Origin of the sequence: Maribacter sp. 6B07 (assembly GCF_002700155.1) — a bacterium.
In the GTDB taxonomy this organism is placed as follows: Bacteria; Bacteroidota; Bacteroidia; order Flavobacteriales; family Flavobacteriaceae; genus Maribacter; species Maribacter dokdonensis.
Genome location: NZ_PDUT01000001.1, coordinates 1,760,590 through 1,782,023 on the forward strand (window position 1 = coordinate 1,760,590; position 21,434 = coordinate 1,782,023).

Consider the following 21,434-nt stretch of genomic DNA (forward strand, 5'->3'; position numbering starts at 1 on the left):
AAACGGTACAATTAACTAATATAATCTGGCGGGGGTGAAAAGACTTCTAAATATAAATCTAGATATCCTATTTTATTGTTGTTTCCAATTACGGAATTTTCATAAATTGAAATGAATGAAAAATCAATAAAATTTTCATTTACAAATTTTTCTTCCCCTAAGGATTTTTTACCCGATTCTTGCTCTTCTTCGTTTAAATTGGTAATAACAATAGGGTTTTCAACATCGCACAGGGTAATAATGCTTGGTGCAGTAATTGCAAAAAGCCAAAATATTAAAAGAGTTAAACGTGCGATTAATTGCATATACTAAAATAAGAAAGGTAAAGATAGTACCCAAACGGGTATAAACTGTTAACAAGGTACTAAAAATCCTTTAACAATCTTATATCATCTTGCGGTAACCAACCCGTTTTACCGTCCGTTAGTTTAATTTTTTTCCAGTCTTCCAATTGGTCTAGAACATTCACCTTTGTACCGGCATGTATTACAAAAACTTCAGCGCTGGTGGTATTGGGTTCCGCTTTAACGGTACTCTCTTCTGCAAAAACAATTGCTGGTTGGTCTTTGTCAAAATCAGCTCTTTGCACGTAAGCAAACAATACCGAAATTATACAGAAAAACAGTGCGAGTAAACTACCAATAAACGTAAATCTTTTTCTAGTTGAATAGTTGGAATAATAGAATAAAATATAAAGTAGTACAAAAAGGATCATGAAGGTTATTCCCAAATATGCCCATTGGTCAAAGGTTAGTTTACCGGTAACGTTTTTATAAAGTCTAGCCAAACCAGTCTCGGGCATGGTATCAATAGCGTCTATGGTCATATTTTGAGCATAGCTAAGATTGGTTTTTATTTCTTGATCATTTGGCGATAGTAGCAGGGCTTTTTCATAGAAATAGATACTTTCTGCAATCTTATTTTGTTTGTAATAAGCATTGCCCAGGTTATAATACAGGGCAGATGAATGCTTACCATTATTCAGGATATTGTTATAAAAACTTACCGCTTTCCCATAATCTCCCGCATTATATGCATCGGTAGCCTGCTCAAACAATTGATCGTTCTGAGCGGTACACAGTAGAACCATAAATAGGCCAATAAGAGTAACTAGCTTTTTGAACATGTTTATAATTGTTTATCCATTATAGAAATTACTTCACTCGCTTTATCATAATCTGCCTGCATCTGTACATTTGAAAAAGGACTGTACCTAGCAGCTTCGCAGTTTTTAAGTAATGCTATAAAACTATCAACAGTGGTAGGGTCTATATTTTTTTCAGTGAGTAATTCGGTAATTTTATCTTTACTGAACTCTGAGGTCTCAATTTTTAACTTGGCTTTCAGGTAATTATGAAGAGCTCTTTCTAAGGCAATATAAAAGGAGTCTTTGTTACCCAATTCTTTTCTGGCCGCAGATAAATATTTACGTGCCAATTTGTTAGCCTTTCTTATTTTATTACCTACAATATCGCCGGCCATTGCATCTCTCTTCTTTCTAAATACTATTGCAATAGGGATTAATAATAATGGGCATAACAACCAAAGGTAAAATGAGGTGGAACCAAAGAAATATGAATAACCTTTTCCGGTTAAATTAGGATTCAACTTTATAAAATTGAATTGATTTCCACTGGCAACAACCGATTGTTTTTGATTATTGGTAGAAGCGGAAGCATTGGAAGATGCGCTTAGAGGTCCTTCTAAAACATTGATTACTATTTCATCTGAGGTAAGTGTGGCATATTTACCTGTTGATGGATTAAAATAGCTAAAGTTTAAAGATGGAATAGGGTATTTTCCTCTAAATGATGGTACAATGGTATATTGGTTGCTTACCTTACCCTGCATGCCGGCCAATGTAGTTCTGACCCCTTCCGTAAATTCTGGCTCATAAACTTCTAAGGCACTTGGAAGTTCAAGTTCAGGAAGCTTAAACAGTTTAAGATTTCCTTTTCCACTAACTTCTACGGTAGCTTGCAAAGATTCAGAGGCATTTAAACTTGTTTTACTAGTAGTTACGGCAAAATCAAAATCGCCAACGGCGCCGTTAAAATTGGCGGGCTGATTATCTAATGGTAAAGGTTTCACATTAATAGTTCTATTACCGGCAGATACAGTTTTATTTGTTTGAGCGTACATACGCTGACCAAAAAAATCTCTTCTTCCTGTGGGTACGTCTACGGTAACATCTAGGGATAAGGGTTCTATATCTAGTTTACCGGATTTTTGGGGATATAATACTACACGTTTTAATATGACATAGCGATAAGGTTTTCCCTTATATGTGCCATTTTGGGCACTTAGGGCATTCACTTTAATGTCTTGGCTCCAAAAATTATTGTAAGTAGGGTTGTCCAACGGTTGATAGTTGGATACACTAATATTAGGGCTCACATACAACTTGTAAATAACCGTAATAGCTTCGTTTAAATATGGGTTGGATTTAGAGACTTCTGCAACTAAATGTAAATTTTCATCGGCTATATCATCAGCGGTCATTTGATCGCTTGGTTTGTCTACCGCGGCAGTAACTTCAACATCTTGCGCTAGTGATTTATAGGTTTCACCACCAATAACAATAGTAGCTTGTTTTATGGTAAACTTACCCCTGGCGGTAGGTGCCAAGGTATATGAATATGATTTGGAATAACTTCTAACCCCGTTGATCCAAGATGAACTTATAGATTGCGACGGACCCATGATAACTTTGAAACCAGTAAAGTCCGGAGGGCTAAAATTATCGCCATCACGGTTCATGACAAAGTCTACCCTTAACCTTTCATTGATGCCAAGCTTTGGTTTGCTCAACTTCATTTCAAAAGTAACGTCATTACTGCCTTGGGCCATCATCAAAACAGATGATAGAAAAATGGTTAATACTAACCCTAGTTTAGTTATGGACTTAAAGTCTACCAATCCTTTTCGTTTTTAATTTTAGCACCTTTTACTTTCTTGGCATCAATTTTATCTTGAACCTTTTTCTCGGCATTTTGCATTGCCCTTAATAAGTTCTCAACTTGTTGCTTGGAAAGTTGGTTAGGTCTGGGTTGTTGTTGGTTCTGTTCATTTTCTCCATCACCTTGTTCAGGCTTTTTTTGTTGATCAGATTTATTGTCCCCGTCACCTTCACTATTATCGTCTTTTTTCTCTTCATCTTGATCCCCTTCATCACCCTTGTCACCGTCTTCACCTTGATCTTTCTTATCCTCGTTTTCTCCTTCGTCCTTCTTGTCTTGATCTTTATTCTCGTCTTGATCCTCTTTGTCCTTGTCCTTATCGTCTTGGTTCTGTTTATTTTCGTCTTGATCTTTTTTAAGAAGCTCTTTTGCCAAAGCTAGGTTATAGCGGGTTTCCTCATCGGTTGGATCGTTACGTAATGCTTCCTTATATGCTTCAACAGCCTTGGCGTAATCTTTACGTTTCATGAAAACATTGCCCATATTATGGTAGGCTTTGTGTTTGTCATCTTTGGAGGTCGAGGTCTCACCAGCTTCCTTAAACCTGCTAAATGCTTCATTATACGTTTCATTATTATAATAAGCATTACCTAAATTATAGGGTGCGGCGCTGTTATCCGGGCTTTTGGAAATCGCTTTTCTGTAATCTACTTCGGCGGCAATAAAATTGTCTTCTGATAAAGCCTTGTTACCATCCCAAGTTAAATTGGTAGATAACCTTAAAGCCTTTTCTTTTTCCTTTTCGTCTACCTCTTGAGCAAAAGATGAAAAGCAAACAAGAAGTAATACTAAAATTGTGCTTTTGTTATTCATTTCTTTTCTCATTGAACAAATTGAGTTTCTTTAACCAGCTTGTCTTGCGGTCCAAGATAAAAATATCTAAAAAGAGAAGCAATAGTGCCCCACCAATAAACCATTGAAACTGATCTTTATATTCTGCGAATTGTTTGGCTTCAAATTCTTTTTTATCCATTTTCAACAATTCTTCTTTTATGAACTCTACGGCAGCATCAGTGTTAGACCCGTCAATATATTGTCCGTCACCTTCACTTGCTATATCTACTAGAACACTCTCGTTTAATTTTGTAATTACGGTTTCACCTTGACTATCTTTCTTCAGGCTTTCTAGTATACCGTTTCTTTTAATGGGTATAGGAGCTCCCTTTTCTTTACCAACACCAATAGTATAAATAATGATTCCTTCATCTGCAGCATCTTCAACAGCGTCTATAGTTGATCCTTCTGAGTGATCTTCACCGTCAGAAATTATAAATAGAACCCGGTTGGTTTGTTCGGCATCATCGTAGTAAGTAGTGGCCAATTCAATAGCTTGGTCAATTGCCGTACCTTGTGATGTTAGCATATCTGTATTCATACTCTGCAAAAACATCTTTGCAGCGCCATAATCAGTAGTAATAGGTAATTGCGGGTAGGCTTGACCGGCATAGGCAATTATACCTATTCTATCGCTTGCCAGTTGGTTGATAATTTCGGAGACCAAACGTTTTGCCTTCTCTAAACGATTGGGGGCAATGTCTTCTGCCAGCATACTTTTACTGACATCAACGGCAAAAACAATATCTACACCTTCACGTTTAACGGTTTCTAGTTTTGTGCCAATTTTAGGGTTGACCAAACCAATGATCAATAAAGCCAAGGCCAATATAAATACCACAAGTTTAATACCACCTTTATTGTATGAACGGTTAGGCGTTAGCCTTTTTAATAGATCGGTATTGGCAAATTTTTTCTGTGTTCTCTTTTTCCAAACCAGTAACAAAAGGAACAGTACCACTATCACCGGAATGATAATAAGCAAATAGAAATATATTTTTTCGTCGTACTGTATCATATTATACAAAGCTTCTAAATACCGTGTTTCTTAATATCCATTCTAATAAAAGCAACCCTAGTGCCAAAAGTGCCCAAAATCTAAATTTCTCTTCGTAACGATAATATTTAAATTCTTCTACTTCGGTTTTTTCTAACTTATTGATCTCATCGTAGATTTCTTCCAATGACTCATTGTCCGTAGCTCTAAAATATCTACCGCCCGTAGCACTTGCAATGTCTTTTAGAAGATTTTCATCGATTTCTACCTGTCTCATGCCATATCTAAAAGAACCATCTGCGTTATAAGCAATAGGGGAAAGCGCATTTCCATTTGTCCCTAAGCCAATGGTATACGTTTTAATGCCAAATTCAATAGCTAGGTCTGCAGCCGTCTGCGGCTCTATAAAACCAGAATTGTTTACACCGTCGGTCAATAAAATGATAATTTTACTTTTTGCCGTACTCTCTTTAAGTCGGTTTACAGAGGTTGCCAGGCCCATACCAATGGCAGTACCGTCGTCCAATTGTCCATAAGTAATTTCAGACAGCGCATTGAGCACTATAGATTTGTCTGTGGTAATAGGTGTTTTTGTGTAACCTTCACCGGCATATACAACAAGACCAATACGATCGTTTGGTCTCTCTTTTATAAAATCTGCGGCAACTTTCTTTAATGCAGATAATCTATTGGGTTTTAGATCACGTGCCAACATACTTGAAGATACGTCTATGGCCATAACAATATCAATACCCTTTGTAGTTTTTGTTCTGGTAGAAATATCCTCGGTCTGTGGTCTTGCCAGCGCAACTATAATGGCGCCCAAAGCCAGTAATCTCAATAAGAAAAGTGCTGGTTTAAGTTTTGGTAAAATACTGTTGTGGCTAAAACCTTTGGCACTAGAAATTCGTAGTGATGCAGTTTGCTCTTTTTGTTTAAAGATATACCACACAATTGCCAATGGCAGTAATAGGAACAGCCAAAAGAAATCAGGATTTGCAAATGATATATTATCGAACATTTATGCTTCTGTTTTTACTTCTACCGATGTTAAAATACGGTCTACTATTTCTTGTGCGTATGTGTCTTCTTCTAGCCAGGTGAGTATTACATATTGTTGAAAGCCTTTTCCGCCAAAAAGTAATACTGCATATTCGCCATCAATTAATTCTTCCGATCCGGGCATAGGAAACTTGCCACTACCAAAAACCTTAACACCTTTTACCCCGCTAATAGTGCTAAATTCCTCTTGTTTGGTAATGATGTTCTTAGCTCCCTGACTTTCAAAATTTGATAGTATTTGTTCAATGGTCTTATCAAATTCTGGTTCTATATCTTGTTGTGCTAAAGTGATGCTGGTTGTACCAATGTTAAAAAGTGCAATTGGACTTCTATATTCAAAAGCTTGAATATCCGCTATGGCAGCTTTTGCTTCTGCCGGTAATTTTATCTTTTGGCGTACCAGTACTTGCGGGGATTCTAATTGTATTGGCGGAAAACCATAGCTACTTTGTACCCATTCACCTTCTAAAAGCTCTTTTGTTGGGTGGCCCAGAACAGTGTCTTTTAAATAACCGAAACCAAATTTAACACCGGCAATGGTAATACCTATCAATATTACGGCTACTGCGGATATTACGGCAATTTGTATTTTTTTCTTTTTTGCCTTTCGCTCTAATTCTTCTTGGTATTCAGCTTGCTCCAGCAATTCTTCTTCTGTAGGTTCAGGTAAAGCCTCGTGTGTTTTTTCTACTATTTGCTCAACCAGTTTTCGATCTTGTTCAGCAACAGATGTAGAAGGTTTGTTCTTTGCGAATTTTACTAAATCTGCCGTTTGTAAAATTTGTTGAAACTGTTTTATGGTATCATCATCTAGTTTTAATTCTCCAGCATCTTTTAGTAGTTCTAACTTTTCGATCAGTTGACCGGTGGTACTCTCTAAAGCAGTTACGTGGGCATCTTCTTCTAAGTATGAACGTACAATGGTGGTTAATTCAGAATAATATTGCTTGTATTCATCTTGAATTAAATACTTGGAGTTTTCTAACTTCTTAAGTTCAAGTAATGCCCTGTCGTATGGTGGTAACAGTGCTACTTTTTCTTCTTCGGTCAATGGTTTTTTGCGTAAGAAGAACCAGTAGAAAAGTCCTCCTAAAATCAAAAGGATCAAAAGTCCGATAAGTAGATATTTCCAAAAGGTATAATTACTTTTTTCTACATTGATTATTGGTTTTATGTCATACATTTTCTGATTCAGGGTATCTACAGGAACCGTAGCTACATTGATCAAAGAAGAATCGGTCATAAAACCGGTACCGTTGATGTCAATACGTTGAGATGGTAATTTATAGGCGCCGGAATCAAATTGGGTTAATGCGTATATTTTTTGGAGCGTAAGCCGATCCTTATTTCTAGTGGTATCCGTAGCAAAGGCTTCAACGGTTTCCAATGGCGAAAATGTTTGCCCTTCAGGAAAAATTACAAAGTCTGTAGAATCTATATCTACGGTAACCTTCCATTGAACCTGTTCACCTATTTTTATAAAAGTTGTATCTATCTCAGTGGATATTCGTGGACTTTCTTGAGCGCTCATTTTAGAGCCGCATAATAGAAATACGAATACGGGTAATACACGTAAAAAATACGATACACCTATTTTATTTGTTCTATTAGTATAACTCATTCGTATCAACCTCTTCTTTTAAAATAGCCCAATAATTTTTTCACATAACTTTCATCTACCCTACAGTCTAAAACACCGCAACCTGATTTTGTAAAAGACTCCTTGAAATACGTAACACGCTCTCTGTGAAACTCAGCATAGGCATTGCGTACTTTTTTAGATTTGGTATTTACCAATTGCAATTTGCCCGTTTCGGCATCTTCCATTTGTACCATGCCCAAGTTGGGAATAGATTCTTCACGCTCATCATAAATACGGATACCCGTGACATCATGTTTGCTACCTGTAATCTTTAAAGTTTTCTCATATCCTTCATCAATAAAATCAGAAAGCACAAATACAATGGCTTTTTTCTTCATAACACTGCTCAAAAATTTCAGCGCTTGGGCAATGTTGGTTTTATTACTTTTAGGCTTAAACTCCAATAACTCCCTAATGATTCGCAGAACATGCGTTTTACCTTTTTTGGGCGGAATAAAAAGTTCTATTTGATCGGAGAATAATATTACACCTACCTTATCGTTGTTTTGTAAGGCGCTAAAAGCTAAAGTGGCAGATATCTCCGTAACAATTTCATTTTTGAACTGGTTGGTAGTACCAAATAATTCTGAACCACTAATGTCTACCATTAGCATCATGGTCAGCTCTCTTTCTTCTTCAAAGACCTTAATGTAGGGTTCGTTATAACGAGCGGTTACGTTCCAATCTATATTTCTAACATCATCTCCAAATTGATACTGCCGTACTTCACTAAACGTCATACCGCGACCCTTAAAGGTAGAGTGGTATTCCCCACCAAATATATGGTCAGAAAGACGTCTTGTCTTAATCTCTATTTTACGTACTTTTTTGAGTAGCTCTTTGGTATCCATTGTAAGGTAAACAGTTTACAGTTTCCGTTTTAAGTATCATTGGTTCAGCACAAAAAATAAATCAATGCATAAAAAGCACATGCTGAATAAGTTGTACTGTATTTAAGGAACCTCTATCTCGTTTACAATTTTGTTGATGATATCAACAGAAGTAATATTTTCCGCTTCGGCCTCATAGGTAATACCTATTCTATGTCTTAATACATCATGTACTACGGCACGTACATCTTCTGGCACAACATAGCCCCTTCTTTTTATAAAGGCATAACATTTGGCAGCAGTACCTAAATTGATACTACCCCTAGGAGATGCACCAAAACTGATCAAAGGCTTTAAGCTTTCCAAATTGTATTTTTCCGGATATCTGGTAGCGAAAACAAGATCAAGTATGTACTTTTCTATTTTCTCGTCCATATACACTTCACGAACGGCTTTTTGTGCACTAAGTATTTGATCTATGGAAACAACAGGATTAACCGTTTCATAGCTGCCCTTTAAATTTTGGCGCATGATCAATTGCTCCTCGTTTATTTTTGGATAGTCAATAACCGTTTTCAACATAAAACGATCCACTTGTGCTTCTGGTAATGGGTATGTACCTTCTTGCTCTACAGGGTTTTGTGTTGCCATTACTAAAAATGGTTTGTCAAGTACAAAGGTTTCATCGCCAATGGTCACCTGCTTTTCTTGCATGGCTTCTAACAGTGCCGACTGTACTTTGGCAGGAGCACGGTTAATTTCATCTGCAAGAACAAAGTTTGCGAAAATTGGTCCTTTCTTTATTGAGAAATCATTCAGTTTCATGTTATAGATCAAGGTACCAACAACATCTGCGGGTAAAAGATCGGGTGTAAACTGAATTCTGCTAAAACTACCTTTTACAGCTTTTGATAAAGTGTTGATCGCTAATGTTTTTGCTAGCCCCGGAACACCTTCCAATAATATGTGGCCCTGTCCTAAAAGTCCAATTAATAATCGTTCAACCATATATTTTTGGCCAACGATCACTTTATTCATTTCAAGCATCAATAAATCGATAAAAGCGCTTTCTTGAGCAATTTTCTCATTTACTGCACTAATGTCAATTGAGGTATTTTCTTCCATTTAAAATATTATATTATTGATTGTTAAGGCTTCTAATTTTAACAGTTATGCAAATTGAAAATTAATTCAGTCAGTCGCTGTTAATGATAGGTTAAAAAATTGGAAAAGCCCTTATTTTTATGAACGTTTTAAGGTATTTCTTTTTAATTTCATTAAACAAAATACAATATATTGAAATATTCAAGAATAATTGCAGGAACTATGACCTGGGGCAAATGGGGAAAACAACTTTCTACTGCTGAAATGATAGCTTTAATGAACCATTGTGTTGAAAATAAGATTACTACGTTTGATCATGCCGATATTTACGGAGATTATACAAATGAGGAAGATTTTGGTAAGGCTTTTAGTAAGAGTAGTGTCAAGAGAGAAGATGTTCAGCTTATAAGTAAATGCGGAATTCAATTCAACGTAAAAGAAAGAAGTAATAGGGTTAAGCACTATGATTATAATGCCAGCTACATTATTTCATCTGTAGAAAGGTCATTAAAAATGCTACAGACAGATTATTTGGATTTACTCTTGTTACATAGGCCAAGCCCTTTAATGGATCCTTCAGAAATTGCCGAAGCAATAGATAAACTAAAAATTGAAGGAAAGATCAAACAATTTGGAGTGTCCAATTTCTCACCTTCCCAAATACAATTGATAGAGAAAGAGATTCAGGTAGAAGCCAATCAAGTAGAATTTTCACTTTCGTCCAATGTGGTAATGAATGATGGAACATTGGATGACTGCGTAACTTTTGACAGACTAGCCATGAGCTGGAGCCCATTGGGAAGTTATTTTAGGGAAGATTCCAAGGCAAATCTTAGGATAAAAACGGTATTGGCAGACCTGACCAAAAAGTATGGCGCTACAGAAGACCAGTTGCTCTTGGCATGGATTTTAAAACACCCAAGTACTATACATCCTGTGGTTGGTACCGCAACACCACAACGGTTGAAACTAGCCATGGATGCCGTTGAAATTGACATGGAGTTACAGGATTGGTTTATTTTACTTGAGGCTAATGAGGGGCACGAAGTTGCGTAATTAAAAAGAAAATGACAAAATCAGCATTTATTACAGGCGCTACAAGCGGCATAGGAAAATCAACGGCAATTCATTTTGCCTTAAAAGGAATAAACTTGGTGTTGTGCGGTAGAAGACAAGACCGTTTAGATGCCCTTGAAAAAGAATTGGGAAAAGAAGTACAAATTCATACGTTGAATTTTGATATTAGAAGTAAGGAAGCTGTTCATGCGGCCATTGCATCTTTGCCTAGTGAATTTTCTCAAATAGATATTCTGGTCAACAATGCCGGTAATGCCCATGGTTTAGATACCATACAAGATGGTAGTATAGATGATTGGGATGCTATGCTTGATATTAATGTTAAGGGTTTGCTATATGTTTCAAAGGCATTGATGCCGCAAATGATCGCGCGTAAATCTGGGCATATCATCAATATTGGTTCAACTGCAGGTAAAGAAGTGTACCCAAAAGGAAATGTATATTGCGCCAGTAAGCATGCCGTTGATGCCATTAACCAAGGTATGCGGATAGATTTAAACGGTACAGGTGTACGTGTTGGTGCCGTTAACCCTGGTTTGGTAGAAACCGAGTTCAGTAATGTAAGGTTCAAGGGAGATGAAGAAAGGGCAGATAATGTTTATAAGGGTTTTCAACCTTTAAAACCAGAGGATATTGCCGATATTATTTATTTTGTAGTTACCAGGCCATATCATGTAAATATTGCAGATTTGGTAGTTATGCCCACCGCCCAAGCTTCTTCAACAATTGTAGATAAAACGTAGACCATTAATATTTAGAAGTTTACATTTAAGAAAAATAGCTCAAAATGATCAATAAACGGCTTTTGGTAAAAAACTTGCTCGCACATAATGATGAGAACAGTTTTTACGATAAAAAGCGGTTTATTGCAATTGGGGAAAAGGAGGGGAAAGGCAAATTCTTAAAGCACGTTTGTGCTTTGGCCAATAGCAACCCATCCAATAATTCATTTATTGTTATTGGAGTTGAAGATGAGGATAATAGTATTGTAGGTGTAGATTTTTTTGATGACAGCAAGATTCAGAATTTAGTGAACGCTTATTTGGATAATCCACCGTTGATCTCTTATGAAAATATTCCTTTTCCACATTTGCCCGAAGGTAAAGTTGTGGGCTTGGTTACCATAAAATCTATTGGAAAAATCTGCTCGCTCAGAAAAAACATTTGGAAGTATTATGGAGGTTCTGTTTTCTTTAGGGAAGGCAGTATAAGCTTGCCAAAAGTGTTTGATATTGAATTGAAAGATATTAATTCTGAAGCGGTCGCCACCATTGAGCAACACGCGAAGAATAATATTGAACTTACGTTAGACGGTGTAATTGATTTTATTAATCACCGTCACAAAGATCTTGAAAGTGATTATAAAGTTTTTAAAGAACAGTTTGTAGTCTGTTGGGCGGGTAATAAGAAGGTGGTCAATGGTGTTACCTATTATTATCGTGTTGATATAGAATTGATCAACGAGCAAGTAAAACTCTTCTATTCAAATTTAGATGAGGTAACTATAACCTATGATAACGATTCTTTTTCCACAATAGAGTTTGTGCAATTGGGCTTGGGTGCAAAGCAAAAATATTACCCGTTAGAAAAGGTTGTCATTAATTTTAGTGAAAATGGTACCTATCAAATTAAAAGCGATTTGTTGTTTGATCCACCTGTACATGATAAAGAGGAATTGAAGAAAATCTATGAAAGTAACAATGCCTTGGTGATTAAGGCAAAGAAAAATGTAGAACTGACCATTGCAGAAATAAAGCAATTAAAATATTTGGCAGATTCTTATTTGATATGTTTTTTAAACGGATTTGAAGAAGCTAAGGAGCGCATGGAAAAAGCAAGACAGATTCTAAAACCTAAGTATCCTAATATAAATGCTTCGCTCAAAGAAGCACTTCGTGTATTAAGAAAAGTTAAATATTCTTAATCCACAGTTGCTCGTAGGGTTTTAAAGGTAATTCGTTACGTATTAATTCTAACGTTTTTCCGGAAAGCAAATCAGTAGATTTTTTGCCCGTGTGAATACCTATAGAAAGTAGCCAGCCTACGTTTATCATCTCGGTGACCTCGTTAAAATTACTCAGTACCCAAATAGTTTCGTTTTTATTGGTACGTTCAAAAACAAATATATGTTCATTAGGGCAACCATGTACTTTAAGGTCGTTAGTGTCGGCAAATACGCTATGCTCTTTTCGTATGCGGATCATATCTTTTAATCCGTTATAAACTATAGAGGGGGCACTTTTTATATCTTTTTCAATTTTAGAAACTACATCCCAATTTTGTATAGGTCTGTTAACCCACCTATTGTCATTTATATGCTCTTGGTTTTGCTCATAGCTATAATCATTTAAAGTGGCGATTTCATCACCAGCATAAATCATGGGTATGCCACCGTAGGTTAAAATTATGCCGTGCATCATTAGAATTTTAGCGATGGCATAGTCAATGATTTTATCATTCTTTTGCTCAAGTGCGGTTTCTAAACCTAATAAAGATGCAGCACTTCCGGTTATTCTACCATCTCCGTTTTTAGGGTTGTACATGAACATGAGCCCTTTTGCTGGCGACCAATCTAACTTTCCACAATAATAGTTAAGAATAAACTGTTTGTGTGCCGTAGGGTCATAACCCATAGCCCTTACAAAATCATCATCATAGCCAAGACCAATATCATCATGACAGCGTATGTAATTGATCCAAGTGGCATCCTCTGGTTTTGTAGGAATATCAGAAACGCTTTTAACCAATAAAGAGGCTTTTTTGGTGGCTATTGAATTCCAAAGCAACGCCATTAAAGAGGCGTTGTAGGCAACTTCACACTCATTACCGGTTAATATTCCTTCCCCAAAATACTTAATAATATTTCTAGGAGCTACAATAGCTTCCGCTAAAAGTATAACACCGGGTGCCACTACTTGTAAGCACATTCTGAAAAGGGAAATTAGGGTATGGGCTTCCGGTAAATTTTGTGACAGTGTACCTAGTTTTTTCCATAGAAAGGCAAGAGCATCAAAACGGATAACATCTACCCCCAAATTTGCAAGTCCAACTAAATTACTGAACATTTCAATGAACACTTCTGGGTTTCTATAATTTAAATCCCATTGGTAACTATTGAAACAGGTCATTACCCATTTTTCCATTTCAGGGCAGTAGGTAAAATTACCAGGTGCAGATTGCGGAAAAATTTCGGGCATGGTTTTTTCAAACTCGTCAGGGATATGACGGTCAGGGTAAGTATAGTAATAGTTTTGATAATGTAGATTGCCTTCTTTTGCTTTTTGTGCCCACTCATATTCATCTGAAGTATGGTTAACAACAAAATCAAGCATTAAGAACATATTGTTTTTACGTGCCTTTTTGGTGAAATCCAAAAAATCTGCCTTGGTACCATACTTACTATCAATATCATGATAGCTGTTTACGGCATAACCGCCGTCATTTTCACCATCTGGCCGGGTGGTAATAGGCATTAGATGTAGAAAATTAATTCCTAGATCATCAAAATAAGGCAGTTTATCTTTAAGTCCGTTAATGTCTTTGTTAAACCTATCAACATACATTTGCATACCCACCATTTGTTCGCTTTGGTACCAATTACCAGAATTTAAACGGTCAATGTCTTGATTTTGCAGCTCTTTTGGTCGGTTTTTAAAGAGTGATTCTAAGGTGTTTAACAGCGTATTAAAAAATACTTTGTGTTCTTTCTCTTGGTATAAAGAAAAAAATTGGGTTTTAATAAGAGAAATGTTTGTAGCTAACCTCTGATCAAACAAAGATTGGGTACTTCTTTTCTTTTGGTCCCTAGAGGCCAACAATCTTAATAATTCCGCCTGGTTCATATTAAGAATCTAATTGTTGTAAAGTAGGTAAAGATTCTATTGCGCCAAAGTTTTCTGTAGTGATGGCGCCGGCTTTATTAGCTCTGGCAACCATGTTGGTCAATAGTTTTTCGTTTGTAAGTAAGTCTTCAAAATTTGAGTACTGCGCAATTTGTTGAAGAAAGCAGCCAATGAAAGCGTCACCTGCGCCTGTAGTGTCTTTTGGGGAGACTTTTATACTAGGTATGGTCTTCTTGAATTTTTGGGTACTTAATAATGTACCTTCTCCACCAAGGGTAACAACTATAATTTTTGTTCCCATTTCATGAAAAATTTGGCAAGCATCTTCAAGGTCCTCTTTACCTGAAAGAAGTTGGGCTTCTTCAAGGCTAAATTTGCATAAATGAGATTTTTCAATAAAAGGATGGCATTTTCTAATAAATACGTCCTCTTTATTTTTCCAAAGGTCAACTCTATAGTTAGGGTCAAAACTGATAATGGCATTTTTGGTAAGACCATCAAAAAGATATCTGCTATAAGTTTCCTCTAACGGACCTCCCAATAAAGCTGTTGCAGCACCAAAGTGTATTATATTATTATCAAAATTTGATTTTAGTGAAGAATCATAGGTAAGCTCTTTATCTGCACCACGGCTAAACACAAAATCTCTTTCACCATCTTCGGCAATAGAAACAAAAGCTAGAGTAGTGAAGGTATCGCTTTTCTGTGCTAACGAAATATCTACTTTTTCATTTTCAAGAATACGCAATAGAAAAGACCCAAATGGATCATTGCCAACTGCACCAACAAAGAAGCTATCACCACCAAGCTTACTAATAGCACAAGCTACATTGGCAGGTGCACCACCTGCTTTTTTGGAAAATTCTTTTGCTTTTGATAAATCTTTGCCTTGGTTCTCGGCAACAAAATCAATCAGTAATTCTCCAATACAAAAAACCTTTTTCATAGTACAAAAAGAAAATTAGGAGGTCTAAGTTAAATAGAAATGGTCGCTTCATCCTAAATAATCTTAAATAAATATTAAATTATGGTTGTGTACGGTTTATTTTTATGATTTATTACCCAAGGTATTTTGGGTCTGTTGCCTAATTGCATATCTTGAATTGCACATTTTTAAAACACAAACCGACTATGAGCATATTTGATGAAATTAAGAAAAAACTAAGTCATGAATTTATTGACATAGTAGAATGGTTAGATACTAGCAATGATACCATTGTACATAGATTTGAGCGTTATCAAAACGAAATTAAGAATAACGCAAAACTGATCGTAAGGGAAGGGCAAACCGCAGTTTTTATTAATGAAGGGCAGTTGGCAGATGTTTTTAAACCTGGTACTTACACACTAAACACCCAAAACCTACCTATTCTTACAACGTTAAAAGGATGGAAATACGGATTTGATAGTCCGTTCAAGGCAGAGGTATATTTCGTAAATACCCGTTTGTTTACAGATGAGAAATGGGGAACTAAAAATCCGTTCATGCTTAGTGATGACCGGTTTGGTCTGGTAGAAATACGTGCTTTTGGTACTTATAGTTTTAGAATAAATGATCCAGGTAAGTTTGTAGTAGATGTAGTGGGTACCGATGGTAATTTTACCAATTATGAAGTAAACGAACATTTAAAAAGTTTAATTGTAACCCGATTTACAGATACTGTTGGCGAAGCCAATTTACCTATAGAGTTATATGCGGCCAATACCAGTGAACTCTCTGAAACTTGCCAAGAGGTTATGCAACCTGAGTTCAATAGGGTAGGTATAGAATTAGAGCGATTCTACATTGAGAATGTGTCTATGCCAGAAGAACTTAAAAAGGAAATTTTTGAGTACAGCCGTTTAGATAAATTGGACATGGGTAAACTGGCACAGTTCAAAGCGGCCAAGGCTATGGAACTGGCAGCAAAGAACGAAGGCGGTACTGCAGGTGCTGGCATGGGCATGGGCATGGGTTTTGTGCTGGCTCAGCAAATGGGTGGTCTTATGGGGCAACCGGCAGCACAGCCAATTGGTGGTCAAGCAGTACAACAACCACAGGCGCCACCACCAATACCAGTACAGGTTAGTTATTTCTATGCCGTTAACGGTCAGCAGTTGGGCCCTGTTTCTTTTGAGAAATTAAAGGAGCTCTTTGCAAGTAGAACCATTAATAGAGACTCCTTAATTTGGAAACAAGGAATGGAAAATTGGGCGGCACTTAAAGAAATTGAGGAGTTAAAATCTTTCTTGGGTGGAAATACACCACCGCCTTTACCAACGGTCTAAAAAATGTAAAAATATTACTGGACAATCTTTCTTTTTTAGATAAGGTATACTCTCTATGGACGATATTCAACAATCGGAATATAAAAAAGCGTGCGCCAATTGTGGGGCAGAACTTAAATTTAAGCCAGGTTCCCATCAACTTACCTGCGAATATTGTGGTTATGAAGAATTTATTGAACAATCTAAGAGCAGTTTTGAAGAACTAGAACTAGAGCACTACTTAAAAATTGTTGGTGAAAATGCATATACAGACACCATTGAGTTATTGCATTGTAAAAATTGTGGGGCAAACCAGCATGTAGAGGAAAACTATAAATCATTAAATTGTGTATACTGTAGTGAACCTTTAATACGGGAAGACGTTGAAAAGGAAGGTTGGATCTTGCCCGGTGCCTTGGTACCGTTTGAATTGGATGCAAAGAAGGCACAATCTATTTTTAAATCTTGGGTAGGCAAAATTTGGTTTGCACCGGATAATTTGAAAAAAGCAGCATTAGACCCAGAAGGTTTGCATGGTCTTTATATTCCTTACTGGACTTTTGATGCCAATCTTTTTGCGTCTTATCAAGGGCAAAGAGGAGATTATTATTACGAAAATCAGACCTATAATAGTGATAAGGGCAAAAGAACTAGAAGGGTTCGTAAAACAAGATGGACGTATGCTTCTGGTAAAGTAGATGGGTTCGTTGATGACATCTTGATCAGTGCATCGGAAAAAAAGAGAAAAGAAATACCGTCAAAGGTTGCTTTTTGGAACCTAAAGGATTTGGTGGTATTCAACTCCAAATATTTATCGGGGTTTGTAACAGAGAAATATACCGTTTCATTGAAAGAAGGTCATCATAAGTCTTTTCAAGAAGCCAAAAATATAGCCTATAACTGGATCAGAAGAGACATTGGTGGCGATACCCAACGAGTGGCAAATGCCGACATTAAATTATCTAACGAGAAATTTAAACATATTCTGCTTCCTGTTTATATAAGCTCCTACAGATATGAGGGAAAGGAATATAACTTTTATATAAATGGACAAACCGGGGTGCTTAGCGGAAATAGGCCATATTCATTCTGGAAAATCTTCTTTTTAGTACTTTTTATACTTGTCATAATCACCATAATTGCGATTTTTGCTAAATGAATATAAATAGAACACTGGTTGTAGGTGACATTCATTCGGGCTTACAAGCGTTAAAACAAGTGCTTAGTAAAGCAGCTGTAACAGAACACGATACTTTAATATTTTTAGGGGATTATATAGATGGATGGAGTGAAGCGGTAGAAACTATTGATTACCTTCTAGAATTAAAGAAAAAATACAATTGCATATACCTAAGGGGCAATCATGATGAACTTTGCTATGAATGGTTGACAGGTAAAGCAGACAACCCAACTTGGTTTATGCATGGTGGTGAAGCTACTTCCAATTCTTACGCCAATATTTCTAGCGAGGATAAAGAGATTCATCTCAATTTTTATGAAAGTCTAGAGAATTATCACTTAGATACCGAAAATAGGTTGTTTTTACATGCAGGATTTACTAACTTAAAAGGAATTGAGCATGAATATTTTAAAAAAACGTTTTACTGGGACCGTACCTTATGGGAGCTAGCTCTTTCTCTGAACAAAAATTTAGAAGAAGATCATATACATTACCCAAAACGACTAAAGAACTATTCTGAGATCTATATTGGTCATACACCAGTAACAAGAATTGGTAAAACTACACCGCAAAAAGCGGCCAATGTTTGGAATATTGACACAGGTGCAGCTTTCAAAGGACCTTTGACCATTTTCAATGCAGATTCAAAAGAATACTGGCAAAGCGATCCCGTACATACGTTTTACCCTAATGAAAAGGGTAGAAACTAAGAAAACCGTTAACTTTACTAAAAATGGATTGTTTAAATGACGATCTTTGAAAAAAATAAACTATGTCTACTAAAAATATAAGATTAGAAGTGATGCAGGCTTTAGAGCCTCAGGTAGAAGGATTTATGGATTCTTTCCTTATTAAACCAGAGGATATATGGCAACCTACGGATTTTTTACCAAATTCTGAAAAAGATACATTTTTACAAGAAGTAAAAGATATTAGAGAAGAGTCTAAAGAACTTGGTTATGATTTTTGGGTAACCATGGTAGCGGATACGATAACTGAAGAGGCTTTGCCAACCTATGAATCTTGGTTGATGGATGTAGTAGGTATAGACCAACATGGTGATCATAAGACCAATGGTTGGGCAAAATGGGTAAGAGCTTGGACAGCAGAAGAGAATAGACATGGCGATGTGTTGAACAAGTATCTATATTTATCCGGTAGGGTAAATATGAGAGAAATAGAGTTGACCACCCAACATTTAATTTCAGACGGTTTTGATATTGGTACGGATCGTGACCCTTATAAGAACTTTGTATATACCTCTTTTCAAGAATTGGCTACCAATATTTCACACAAGCGTGTTGGGCAAATGGCTAAGAAGAAAGGAAATACCCTGTTAGGTAAAATGTGTACAATTATTGCAGGTGATGAAATGAGACACCACTTGGCATATAGAGAATTCGTTAAGACTATTTTTGGCGAAGATCCATCTGGTATGATGATTGCCTTCGCAGATATGATGAAGAAGAAGATTGTAATGCCTGCTCATTTTTTAAGGGAGTCCGGTGGCACAATTGGATCGGCATTTGAGAATTTTTCAAATTGCGCACAACGTTTAGGTGTATATACAGCACAGGATTATGTAGATATATTAAGCAAATTAAATGCTTATTGGCAGTTAGATTCTGTACGTTCTTTAAATGAGGAAGCAGAAAAGGCTCGTGATTATTTAATTAAATTGCCGGCAAGGTTAGAGCGAATTGCGGAAAGAATGAAATTTCCAGAAGATCAATATCACTTTAAGTGGGTAGAAGCTAATGGAGCATTATAAAATAAAAAATCCCGATAATTCATTATCGGGATTTTTTTTGCTAAACGGTGATTTATAGTTTACCGTGTTTATGCTCATCTTGCCATTTAACAAGTTCTGTCCATTTACCTTCATAACACATTTTAGCTTGCATTGGCCAAGATGCCGGGTCGTGTATCTTATACCGTGTTCCACCTGTATCCAATATTTTCTGACAATCTTCAAGACTGGCTTCAGAAAGTGCTTTCCAGGTTTTAATACCATGGTCTTTGAACATACCTTCAATTTTTGGACCAATACCTTCTACAAGTTTTAAATCGTCTTGTTTAACGGTTTTGCCAAAAGCAGCTTTTGCAGCGGCGCCATCAAAAGCTAAGGCGCTACTTGTAGCGGCACCGGCGGCAAATGATGCTGCTGTAGCAGAAGCACCAAGATTTGTGCTTGTCGTTGGCGGTACGGCTTTGCTAGCGGCAATTACCTTTTGGTTACAGGCATCTAAATCGGCTTTTAATTTAGTGTTGCTAGCCTTTAAGTTGTTCAATTCTGCCAATTGGGCGTTTAACTTTGTATTATTGGCTTTAAGACTGTTTATTTCAGCAGAGTTGTCAATTACTTTGGTAGAACCTTTACCGAGTAGATAACCTAAAATACCGCAGATAAGACCTACTAACAATGGAATTATCCAGCACCAAATACTCATATTTTCAAAATTCATGATTTTACTTATTTATAGGATTAGTGTATGTTTTAATTTAATGTAATAACTGTTCTTCTATTTTTTTCTCTGCCTTCTTCGGTAGTATTTGTTGCAATAGGTTGGGTCTGCCCTTTGGATGTAGCAATGATTTTACTTTCAGCTATACCGTTTTGCATTAGATAGTTTTTGGCGAATTCTGCCCTGTCTTGCCCTAGCCTCATGTTAGTACTTGCTTGTCCAGTAGCATCGGTATGGCCTACAACACTTACTGTTGCATCTTCAACTTTATCTATATATCTAGAAATATCTGCAACCTTTTGGCGCTGCTCGGCATCTAGGTAAATAGAAGCTTCTGCAGTATTAAAGTAAAGTATTAACGGGTCGGCCTTAATTTTCTCATAAAGGGCATTAAGGTCATCCTTTTCATTAACAGATCGCTCTTCAATATCAAAAGAAGCCGCACCCCAATAGGTATTTTCTTTAGGTACCATGTCATCCATTAGTTTGCCCAAAGTATTTATTTGTGCAGTAGAAATACCTTTAGATGCTAAATCATTTTTTATGGCATTGGCTCTTGCTAAACCTAAATTAGGAAACGCTGAGTTGTTCTCTTCTTCACTTGTGTAATAACCGGTGACATTGACTACGTTGCCATCATTTGCTTCTAAATAGCTCTTAAGACCATTAATACCTTTTGTAAGGTTGGCACTTAAAGGCATTAAAATAGCATTGGAAGAGACATTAAAATTGTAGTTGTCATTGGTATTATAGGCAAATCCGTTTGCATCAATAGCAAAAGGGTAAGATGTTGCCGAGGGTTCTTTTACGATTACTTTTTCTTTAGCGGGTTCTTCATGCGTACTTGTTGCATTACATTCGCTACAACAAGTGATAAAGAAATAAGTACCTATTAGAATGGTAATCAACATACCTAATAAATACGTTATTGTTTTTGTCATTATTAATACTGTTTAGTGTTTAGCCCACAATTTATTAAAAAAATCTTAAAAATGTTAAATCATTTGAGCCTAATTGCCTTACAGTCAATCATTATAGTAATAACAGTTATGTAGCGTATAGTACCAAGTATACGATCAGTTGGTGAGATTGTAAAAAAAGTTAATGATGCGACAACTATTAATTGCAATTTTGCGTAAGTATTTAAATGGTATGCATCTCCCCACAAAGTTTGGGCATTGATCATACAATTTA

20 protein-coding genes are annotated in these 21,434 nt (G+C 36.4%); 7 read left to right on the forward strand and 13 right to left on the reverse strand.

Going from position 1 to position 21,434, the window contains the following annotated elements:
* Positions 1-11 precede the first annotated feature (11 nt).
* The 9 genes from CSC80_RS07395 to CSC80_RS07435 all read right to left on the reverse strand — a co-directional run bounded on the left by CSC80_RS07395 (position 12) and on the right by CSC80_RS07435 (position 9,450).
* On the reverse strand, positions 12-305 hold the full coding sequence (locus CSC80_RS07395) for a hypothetical protein (protein WP_058104762.1): 294 nt from the start codon (positions 303-305) through the stop codon (positions 12-14).
* Positions 306-364: 59 nt separating this feature from the next.
* Positions 365-1,126, reverse strand: a complete 762-nt coding sequence (locus CSC80_RS07400; protein WP_099190777.1) for a tetratricopeptide repeat protein — start codon at positions 1,124-1,126, stop codon at positions 365-367.
* Between the two features lie 2 nt (positions 1,127-1,128).
* The gene (locus CSC80_RS07405; protein WP_074670535.1) at positions 1,129-2,853 is read right to left on the reverse strand and encodes a BatD family protein; all 1,725 of its coding nucleotides are present in this window, start codon (positions 2,851-2,853) and stop codon (positions 1,129-1,131) included.
* Positions 2,854-2,912: 59 nt separating this feature from the next.
* The gene (locus CSC80_RS07410; protein WP_099190779.1) at positions 2,913-3,785 is read right to left on the reverse strand and encodes a tetratricopeptide repeat protein; all 873 of its coding nucleotides are present in this window, start codon (positions 3,783-3,785) and stop codon (positions 2,913-2,915) included.
* A complete protein-coding gene (locus CSC80_RS07415) occupies positions 3,766-4,812 on the reverse strand; it encodes a VWA domain-containing protein (protein WP_058104766.1) in 1,047 nt (348 codons plus the stop codon). Before CSC80_RS07415 ends, CSC80_RS07410 begins: the two co-directional genes overlap by 20 nt.
* A 1-nt stretch (position 4,813) precedes the next feature.
* Positions 4,814-5,812, reverse strand: coding sequence for a VWA domain-containing protein (locus CSC80_RS07420; RefSeq protein WP_091608277.1), 999 nt, complete (start codon positions 5,810-5,812; stop codon positions 4,814-4,816).
* Positions 5,813-7,474, reverse strand: coding sequence for a hypothetical protein (locus CSC80_RS07425; protein ID WP_099190781.1), 1,662 nt, complete (start codon positions 7,472-7,474; stop codon positions 5,813-5,815). It lies immediately after the preceding gene.
* Between the two features lie 5 nt (positions 7,475-7,479).
* Entirely contained in the window at positions 7,480-8,346 is an 867-nt protein-coding gene (locus CSC80_RS07430; RefSeq protein ID WP_058104769.1) for a DUF58 domain-containing protein, read from the reverse strand.
* Between the two features lie 102 nt (positions 8,347-8,448).
* Positions 8,449-9,450, reverse strand: coding sequence for a MoxR family ATPase (locus CSC80_RS07435; RefSeq protein WP_058104770.1), 1,002 nt, complete (start codon positions 9,448-9,450; stop codon positions 8,449-8,451).
* A gap of 171 nt (positions 9,451-9,621) precedes the next feature.
* On the opposite strand from CSC80_RS07435, the gene CSC80_RS07440 reads away from it, so the two are divergent.
* From CSC80_RS07440 to CSC80_RS07450, 3 genes are read left to right on the forward strand one after another with little or no spacing between them, the layout of a single operon-like run.
* A complete protein-coding gene (locus CSC80_RS07440; protein WP_099190783.1) occupies positions 9,622-10,485 on the forward strand; it encodes an aldo/keto reductase in 864 nt (287 codons plus the stop codon).
* Between the two features lie 11 nt (positions 10,486-10,496).
* Positions 10,497-11,249 (forward strand): SDR family NAD(P)-dependent oxidoreductase, encoded by a 753-nt coding sequence (locus CSC80_RS07445; protein ID WP_099190785.1) that lies wholly within the window; start codon positions 10,497-10,499, stop codon positions 11,247-11,249.
* 44 nt (positions 11,250-11,293) lie between these two features.
* On the forward strand, positions 11,294-12,430 hold the full coding sequence (locus CSC80_RS07450) for an ATP-binding protein (RefSeq protein WP_058104773.1): 1,137 nt from the start codon (positions 11,294-11,296) through the stop codon (positions 12,428-12,430).
* Here the strand turns inward: CSC80_RS07450 and CSC80_RS07455 are convergent.
* Both CSC80_RS07455 and CSC80_RS07460 read right to left on the reverse strand, forming a co-directional pair.
* Positions 12,417-14,348, reverse strand: a complete 1,932-nt coding sequence (locus CSC80_RS07455; protein ID WP_099190787.1) for an amylosucrase — start codon at positions 14,346-14,348, stop codon at positions 12,417-12,419. The genes CSC80_RS07450 and CSC80_RS07455 overlap by 14 nt on opposite strands.
* A 1-nt stretch (position 14,349) precedes the next feature.
* On the reverse strand, positions 14,350-15,294 hold the full coding sequence (locus CSC80_RS07460; protein WP_074670517.1) for a carbohydrate kinase: 945 nt from the start codon (positions 15,292-15,294) through the stop codon (positions 14,350-14,352).
* Positions 15,295-15,479: 185 nt separating this feature from the next.
* On the opposite strand from CSC80_RS07460, the gene CSC80_RS07465 reads away from it, so the two are divergent.
* From CSC80_RS07465 to CSC80_RS07480, 4 genes are all read left to right on the forward strand, one after another.
* Positions 15,480-16,616: an SPFH domain-containing protein gene (locus CSC80_RS07465; RefSeq protein WP_099190789.1), complete on the forward strand. Its 1,137-nt coding sequence runs from the start codon at positions 15,480-15,482 to the stop codon at positions 16,614-16,616.
* A gap of 55 nt (positions 16,617-16,671) precedes the next feature.
* On the forward strand, positions 16,672-17,754 hold the full coding sequence (locus CSC80_RS07470) for a DNA helicase PriA (protein WP_099190791.1): 1,083 nt from the start codon (positions 16,672-16,674) through the stop codon (positions 17,752-17,754).
* The gene (locus CSC80_RS07475) at positions 17,751-18,485 is read left to right on the forward strand and encodes a metallophosphoesterase family protein (RefSeq protein WP_099190793.1); all 735 of its coding nucleotides are present in this window, start codon (positions 17,751-17,753) and stop codon (positions 18,483-18,485) included. The genes CSC80_RS07470 and CSC80_RS07475 overlap by 4 nt, the downstream gene beginning before the upstream one ends.
* A gap of 62 nt (positions 18,486-18,547) precedes the next feature.
* Entirely contained in the window at positions 18,548-19,546 is a 999-nt protein-coding gene (locus CSC80_RS07480) for an acyl-ACP desaturase (RefSeq protein WP_058104779.1), read from the forward strand.
* Positions 19,547-19,598: 52 nt separating this feature from the next.
* Here the strand turns inward: CSC80_RS07480 and CSC80_RS07485 are convergent, their stop codons facing one another.
* Positions 19,599-20,240, reverse strand: coding sequence for a hypothetical protein (locus CSC80_RS07485; protein ID WP_058104780.1), 642 nt, complete (start codon positions 20,238-20,240; stop codon positions 19,599-19,601).
* A gap of 32 nt (positions 20,241-20,272) precedes the next feature.
* The gene (locus CSC80_RS07490) at positions 20,273-21,181 is read right to left on the reverse strand and encodes an OmpA family protein (protein ID WP_058104781.1); all 909 of its coding nucleotides are present in this window, start codon (positions 21,179-21,181) and stop codon (positions 20,273-20,275) included.
* Positions 21,182-21,434: the final 253 nt, after the last annotated feature.